Origin of the sequence: Nitratireductor sp. GCM10026969 (genome assembly GCF_042660605.1) — a bacterium.
In the GTDB taxonomy this organism is placed as follows: domain Bacteria; phylum Pseudomonadota; class Alphaproteobacteria; order Rhizobiales; family Rhizobiaceae; genus Chelativorans.
Genome location: NZ_JBHSUM010000201.1, coordinates 1 through 6,215, shown reverse-complemented (window position 1 = coordinate 6,215; position 6,215 = coordinate 1). Strand labels below are relative to the sequence as shown.

Annotated in this window: 7 protein-coding genes; 3 read left to right on the top strand and 4 right to left on the bottom strand. The window is 63.8% G+C overall.

Features of this window, described 5'->3' with window-relative positions; translation table 11 throughout:
• Nucleotides 1-310: 310 nt before the first annotated feature.
• Nucleotides 311-1,102 (bottom strand): winged helix-turn-helix transcriptional regulator, encoded by a 792-nt coding sequence (locus ACFP9U_RS23070; RefSeq protein ID WP_378625057.1) that lies wholly within the window; start codon nucleotides 1,100-1,102, stop codon nucleotides 311-313.
• A gap of 119 nt (nucleotides 1,103-1,221) precedes the next feature.
• Between ACFP9U_RS23070 and ACFP9U_RS23065 the strand changes: the two genes are divergently transcribed.
• Nucleotides 1,222-2,052, top strand: coding sequence for a class I SAM-dependent methyltransferase (locus tag ACFP9U_RS23065; protein WP_378625055.1), 831 nt, complete (start codon nucleotides 1,222-1,224; stop codon nucleotides 2,050-2,052).
• A 331-nt stretch (nucleotides 2,053-2,383) separates the two neighbouring features.
• Here the strand turns inward: ACFP9U_RS23065 and ACFP9U_RS23060 are convergent, their stop codons facing one another.
• From ACFP9U_RS23060 to ACFP9U_RS23050, 3 genes are all read right to left on the bottom strand, one after another.
• Entirely contained in the window at nucleotides 2,384-2,581 is a 198-nt protein-coding gene (locus tag ACFP9U_RS23060) for a hypothetical protein (RefSeq protein ID WP_378625054.1), read from the bottom strand.
• 94 nt (nucleotides 2,582-2,675) lie between these two features.
• On the bottom strand, nucleotides 2,676-3,314 hold the full coding sequence (locus tag ACFP9U_RS23055; protein WP_378625052.1) for a class I SAM-dependent methyltransferase: 639 nt from the start codon (nucleotides 3,312-3,314) through the stop codon (nucleotides 2,676-2,678).
• A gap of 39 nt (nucleotides 3,315-3,353) precedes the next feature.
• Nucleotides 3,354-3,764: a hypothetical protein gene (locus ACFP9U_RS23050; protein ID WP_378625051.1), complete on the bottom strand. Its 411-nt coding sequence runs from the start codon at nucleotides 3,762-3,764 to the stop codon at nucleotides 3,354-3,356.
• 247 nt (nucleotides 3,765-4,011) lie between these two features.
• Between ACFP9U_RS23050 and ACFP9U_RS23045 the strand changes: the two genes are divergently transcribed.
• Both ACFP9U_RS23045 and ACFP9U_RS23040 read left to right on the top strand, forming a co-directional pair.
• Nucleotides 4,012-5,727 carry an alpha/beta fold hydrolase gene (locus ACFP9U_RS23045; protein ID WP_378625049.1) on the top strand — a complete coding sequence of 572 codons (1,716 nt, stop codon included), beginning with the start codon at nucleotides 4,012-4,014 and terminating at the stop codon, nucleotides 5,725-5,727.
• Between the two features lie 151 nt (nucleotides 5,728-5,878).
• Nucleotides 5,879-6,215 (top strand): DnaJ domain-containing protein (locus ACFP9U_RS23040; protein WP_378625048.1); only part of this gene is annotated, 337 nt, incomplete at its 3' end.

Sequence of the window (6,215 nt, the reverse complement as noted above, 5' to 3'; positions counted from 1 at the left end):
CGCAGGGTGGGGATGGGGCGGACAGGCGCTGTGGCGTGCTTGCCGCTATGGACCCCCGCCGCGCCGTGGGCGGCCTCGGCAGGCCGCGCCCGCTGCATACCAGTGTCAAATCGAACGTGAAGTGCAGCACTCAAAGACAAGTATAGTAGCCACACCACTGGAATGTCGCGGATGGATGGAACTTGCCGTTCGCACAAAAATTGAGAATGGCTCGGCCACTGCAGGAAGCAGACCTAGTGAGGTGGGGTCGAGAGGCTGGCTCCATCACGGGGACCAGACTTTCTTTCCGTGAGGGCGTATGGCTCAACCGCTACGCCGGCGCGTTTGACCGGTAGCCCGGTTCAACCGCGCGCTTTTGCGCGAACGGGCTCAGAAGCAACCATGAGCGAAAGGCCTGGCGCAGGCCGTGTTCTCCGGAACACTCCAGGTGGCCTGCATTGATCGCGGTGGAGAGTTGCAGCTTGCCCACCCAGATCTGCGCCATCGTCTCCAGATCGGTGAGCACGTAAAGGCCCACCTCGAAACCGGGATCCTTCGGGCACAGATCGACATTGCTGCCCTCATTGACCAGCCACCAGAAACGCTTCGCCCGCGGCTGATCGGTGAATTCGAACTGAACCGTGACCCGCCCTTGCCCGAAAACCGACGGGTCGACACGCCTCCGCATCGCCCACATCAGCGCGGTAACGTCAGACTTTCGAGGGTCGATATGGCCCAGCACCCAGCGTTCGCCCCAACGGCTCAATCCGTGCACGATGGGCGCAAGCTCCTGGCCGGCTTCAGTTAGGCGATAAAGGTGGCCGGAAGCCAGCCCCTCCCGCCTGACCAGACCCTCCCGTTCCAATCGCCGCAAGCGCTGGGACAGTAGCGACGGCGACATCAGCGGCACGCCGCGGCGGATCTCGTTGAACCGGGCCGCGCCGGAGAGCAGTTGCCGTATCACCAGAAACGTCCAGCGCTCGGCAAGGATCTCCGTGGCTTTGGCGAGAGGACAAAGCTGACCGTGTTCCATGACAGCCTCCACATCGAAGTTGATCATAACCGAAAACTCCAGTCCGACCGATTCAACTTCTGGACTGGAGATATTCTTCTCTTCGCGCATGCTTCTCGATGCGAGCCTTGGAAGGAGGAACGCGGTAATGTGACTTGCTCCGCCGTTCCATGGCGAAGCAGGAGCGTGACAGACGGGATATTCGCCCGTGGCCCGAGAGGAGGGCAAAGATGACGACGATCGAACAGGAGGTGGTTCAGCACTGGACCCACGGTTCACTCGAAGAGGCGATCCGCAACGGGCTGATCGCTTCAGGGCACAGTCTCGACAGGCTGCAGCCGGATGATCTTGCTCCGGTTGATGAATTCCATATGGGCGGGCGCGAAGCCACGGTTCATCTTGCGGAAAAGATCGACCTGAAGGCCGACGTGACCGTCCTTGACATCGGATCCGGTATTGGCGGGCCCGCCCGCTTCCTTGCCGGCCGCTATGGCTGCCGCGTCGTCGGGGTCGATGTGACGCCCGAATATGTCAAGGTTGCCGAGAGCTTGACAGGTATGGTGGGGCTCACCGGGCAGGTGGCGTTCAAGATCGCCAGCGCCACGGCGCTCCCCTTCGATGCCGAAAGCTTCGATGCGGCCATGTTGATCCATGTCGCGATGAATATTGCGGACAAGGAGAGGCTCTGCGCCGAAGTCGCCCGCGTGCTCAAGACCGACGGGGTCTTTGGGGTCTACGAGGTGATGCAGACCGGCGGCGGCGATCTGTCGTACCCGGTTCCCTGGGCCGAAACGGCAGCACTCTCCTTTCTCGCCACCCCCGCCGCTTTTCGCGAGGCTCTCGAACGGGGCGGCTTCGTTGTGGTGGCGGAAGAAAATCGGCGAGACTTCGCTCTCGATTTCTTCCGTCGGATACGAGCGCGCATGGTCGAAAGCGGACCGCCGCCACTCGGGATACACATCCATATGGGACCAGCCGCATCGGAGAAGATTGCCAACATGATCGAGAACCTGGAACGCGGGCTAATTGCCCCGGTCGAGATGATCTGTCGGCGCACGTAGATTGTACGACGTCTCTTTGCCCGCCTTCGATGCGCAGAATGCAGCGCCGCTTGTTCAAGCTGCACTCAACCCTCAACGAAGGCGGGCACGCGCCCGTAACTGGATGGGTCGGCTCACCGCCAACTCGTGTTGTGGATCGCATTTCGAACCTTCGGGCGAGCCATCGGGAATGTTGACCTCATCCCACCTGTCCTGTTTCACAACCGGCGCGGGCCGAGTTCTTTCATGCGGCGGCGGTGCTCCGGCGGTTTTTGCCGGGAGCGCACGCGACCCCCGAGGCTTCTCGTGCCAGAGGAGTGTATTCACCGGATCCAGGGAAACGGGCGATCCCTCAGGCGGCGATGTCGTCCGTATCCGCTTGGTGCCTGTCCACGTCAATTTTACGAAGGAGCGGCCCGGCGTTCCTGCCCGGCCTCAGCCGGAAGCGACCGTCGCGGCCGGGAACCGGCTCGGCATAGAGCCAGAAGCCGGGCGGGGCGGCATGCAGCCGGAATGCGGGTGTGAAATAGTCGAAGCCTGTGTCGGCCATGATCGTCTCCGTTGCGACTTGAAGGGCTGGGACATGCGTGGCAGGGGGCGATGCGCCTCAGGCGCACCGCTCGCGGCGAAGGCCGGACCTGGTCTCACGCGTGGGCTACGAACCACACATTCAGCGGGTGAGTGGGCAGCACGTGCTTTTCCAGCCTCTGGAAGCCGGCGTTCTTCAGCATGGCTTCGGCCGTCTCCCAGCCCCACATCGTGCCCAGCCCGGCACCGCCCTGGCCAAGCGAGACCGGCATGCAGTGCACGCAGGAGATCGCGTAGAGCAGCGGGGCCATGGGGAAATCCATGTTGTCCTCGAGCCTGGCCGCGCCGCCGATGTCCTGCATGAGGTAGACGCCGTTCGGCTTCAGTGCGCCGCGCAAGCTCACGATGAGTGCCTGCGGATCCTTCTGGTCGTGCACCGCGTCGAACGTGGTGACGAAGTCGAAACGGGCCTTTTCATCGTAGTCCGACAGGTCGCGGATCTCGAAGCGAAGGTTTTCAAGTCCCGCCGCGCGGGCGGCTCCGTTGGCGAAGGCGATGGTCTCGGCACACAGGTCGTAGCCGACGAAGCGACTGTTCGGAAAACGCCGTGCCAGGGCGATGAGCGCCTCTCCCCGCCCGCAACCGGCATCCAGAACGTCGATGCCTGCCTCGAGCCGCGCCGCCAGCCCATCGACCAGCGACAGAACCGTCTCCGAGATCTGGTCGACAACCGACTGCCGGCTGGCCTCGGCCATGATTTCGTGAAAGCACGGGTAGTCATCGTAGCCGGTCCCCTAACCAGTGCGGAATCCGGCCAGCACGTGATCCTGCGCCTGACCCATGAGGGCGAGGAACCGGCCATAGAGCGCGAGATTGCCGAACGGCGCACCCCGCGTCAGGCAGGCGGCGTGCTCCTCCGGCAGGCGGTAGCGCCGCCCCACCGGATCGTAGAGAACGACACGACCGGTCACCATGACGGCAAGCCACTCGCGCACATAGCGCTCGTCCAGCCCCGCCTCGGCGGCGATCTCCTCGCTCGTTGACGGCGGCAACACCGCCATGGCGTCGAACAGACCAAGAGTATGGCCGAAGCCCAGCATCACGGCGACGGCGCCGGATTCGAGGGCCTCAGCCATCTTCCCGGTAAAGGCCTCGGCTGCCGCCTTGTCAAACGCGGGGGTCGTCTCTTCTGCTGCCAGCGACATTGCTCCTCCTTTTTCCTCTCCAAGAACCAACGGAAAAACATCCCGGCGACCGGCGGAACAGCCCGGCGCCGGTCGTCGGGGACATTACAGACACGTGGCGGCGGCATGCTTGCAGGACATCTGCAGGACTCCTGCGGAGATGTCGGAAAAGCGTGGACCTGCCATGGAAGCGAGGGTTATCCTGACCGGGCCGCCGTTGGTCGGTCGCCGGGTATCAGGCCCGCGAACACCAGGAGAGGAGAGGAGGGTGCGGCAAGCCTCGATTTTCCATTTCGATCAGTACACCGTGAATGCTGGCACATTCGAAGTCTTCCGGTCGGGCGAACGCCTGCCGGTCGAGCCGCAGGTGCTGGACCTTCTGATCTTCCTCCTGCAGAACCGCGACCGTGTCGTCGCCAAGGAGGAGGTGTTCGAGGTCGTCTGGAAGAACAGGCTCGTCACGGACGCAACGCTGAGCAGCCGCATCAAGGCGGTCCGGCAGCTCATCGGCGACGACGGCGCGACGCAGCGTTTCGTGCGGACGATCCACGGACGCGGCTTCCGCTTCACGCATGAGGTACGGGTCGAGGAAAGCGGCGGCGCCAGGTCCTACCCGGTGGAAGCACGGGCCAGCCCCACCCGCACGGCACCGGAAGTCCGCTACGCCAGAAGCGGCGACGTCCACATCGCCTATCAGCTTTTCGGAAGCGGGCCGGTCAATCTGGTGCTGGCGCCCGGCTTTGTCTCTCATATCGACAATTATTGGGATTGCGCGCCGCTCAATGCCTGGCTGACGCGACTCGGCCAGTTGGCGCGGGTGGCGATGTTCGACAAGCGCGGCACCGGTCTTTCCGATCCGGTCCCGGAACTGCCTGGCATGGACCAGCGCATGGACGACGTACGCGCCGTCATGGACGCCGCCGGGTTCGACGAAGCCGTGATCATGGGTGTGTCGGAAGGCGGTTCGCTGGCCTCCCTGTTCGGTGCCAGCCATCCCGAGCGCTGCCAGGGGCTCATTCTCTACGGTGCTTTCGCGAAGTTCAATGCGTGGTTTCCAACGCCGGAATCTCTCCAGGAACTGTTCGATTACATCCGGACGGACTGGGGCACGGGCAAGAGCCTGCCCCGCTTTGCGCCAAGCGCGGCCGACGACCCGGCGCTGCAGCAATGGTGGGGCAAGTTCGAGCGGCTGGGGGCTACGCCCGGCACCGCCATCGCGCTGATGCGCATGAACAGCAAGATCGACATCTCGGAGATCCTGCCCGCGATCCAGGCGCCGACGCTGGTGCTGCATCGCACCGGTGACGTGCTCATCGATATCGAGGGCGGGCGCGAGCTTGCACGGTACATACCGGGCGCCCGGCTCGTGGAATACCCGGGCGACGATCACCTTTCCTTCGTCGGTGACGATGTCGAAGACATGCTCGCGGAGATCGAGCGCTTTCTCGCCGACCTCCCGACGGACACCAGGATTGACCGCACCCTTGCGACCCTGCTGATCGCCAAGCTCGACGGAACCGACGATCTGCAGGAATGTGCGCAGCAAGCGGCGGATCACCGCCAACGGGATCGGCTGCTGCGCCACGCGCTGACGCGCTATCGCGGCCGGGAGGTCGAATTGGCCGGCGACACGCTCGTCGCCGCATTCGACGGCCCGGCACGCGCCTTGAAATGCGCGCTCACGCTGGTCGACGAATTCGGGCGTTTCGACATTCCGATCCGGGCCGGCGTCCACACGGGCGAATTGCAGGTCAGGGACGACAGCCTCAGCGGCGTGGCGCTGGATATCGCCTCCAGCATCGCCGCGCTGGCCGAAGGCGGCGGCGTCATCGCTTCGCGGACGGTCAAGGACCTGGTCGCCGGATCGGGTATAGAATTCGACGATTTCGGCGAGCACCTAGTGCCGGAGGTTTCCGAGCCGTGGCAGCTCTTCCGGGTGGTCGAGGCCCGATCGCCTGTTTCCGCTCCTTTGAAGAGACGATAATTGCCTCACATCCACCGCAGCGCAGACGCGCATTCGCCGACTCTGGCCAAATCCCGCAAACTATGGCATTCGCTGCGCCGAGCACCTAAATAGCGGGCACGGATCGGGGACGCTCGTGTCCGGCCTGAACAACATGCGGGATCTTTAATTCATGAAGGCAGATTTTTACGAGACGCTCAGCGTGTCGAGAAACGCCGACGAGAAAGAACTAAAGAGCGCCTTCCGCAAACTGGCCATGAAGTACCATCCGGACCGCAATCCGGGCGACACGGAAGCCGAGCGCAAGTTCAAGGAAATCAACGAAGCTTACGAGACGCTGCGCGACCCGCAAAAGCGCGCCGCCTACGACCGCTTCGGCCATGCCGCCTTCGAGAACGGGGGCATGGGCGGACACGGGGCCGGGGCCGGTTTCGGCGCCGGCGGCTTTGCCGATATTTTCGAGGATATTTTCGGCGACATGATGGGCGGTGGCCGCCGCCGCGCCGGCG

Bases quoted from the DNA above. Each gene is read 5' to 3' on its own strand.
- ACFP9U_RS23070 (WP_378625057.1), bottom strand. From the start codon at position 1,102: ATGCGCGAAGAGAAGAATATCTCCAGTCCAGAAGTTGAATCGGTCGGA.
- ACFP9U_RS23065 (WP_378625055.1), top strand. From the start codon at position 1,222: ATGACGACGATCGAACAGGAGGTGGTTCAGCACTGGACCCACGGTTCA.
- ACFP9U_RS23060 (WP_378625054.1), bottom strand. From the start codon at position 2,581: ATGGCCGACACAGGCTTCGACTATTTCACACCCGCATTCCGGCTGCAT.
- ACFP9U_RS23055 (WP_378625052.1), bottom strand. From the start codon at position 3,314: ATGGCCGAGGCCAGCCGGCAGTCGGTTGTCGACCAGATCTCGGAGACG.
- ACFP9U_RS23050 (WP_378625051.1), bottom strand. From the start codon at position 3,764: ATGTCGCTGGCAGCAGAAGAGACGACCCCCGCGTTTGACAAGGCGGCA.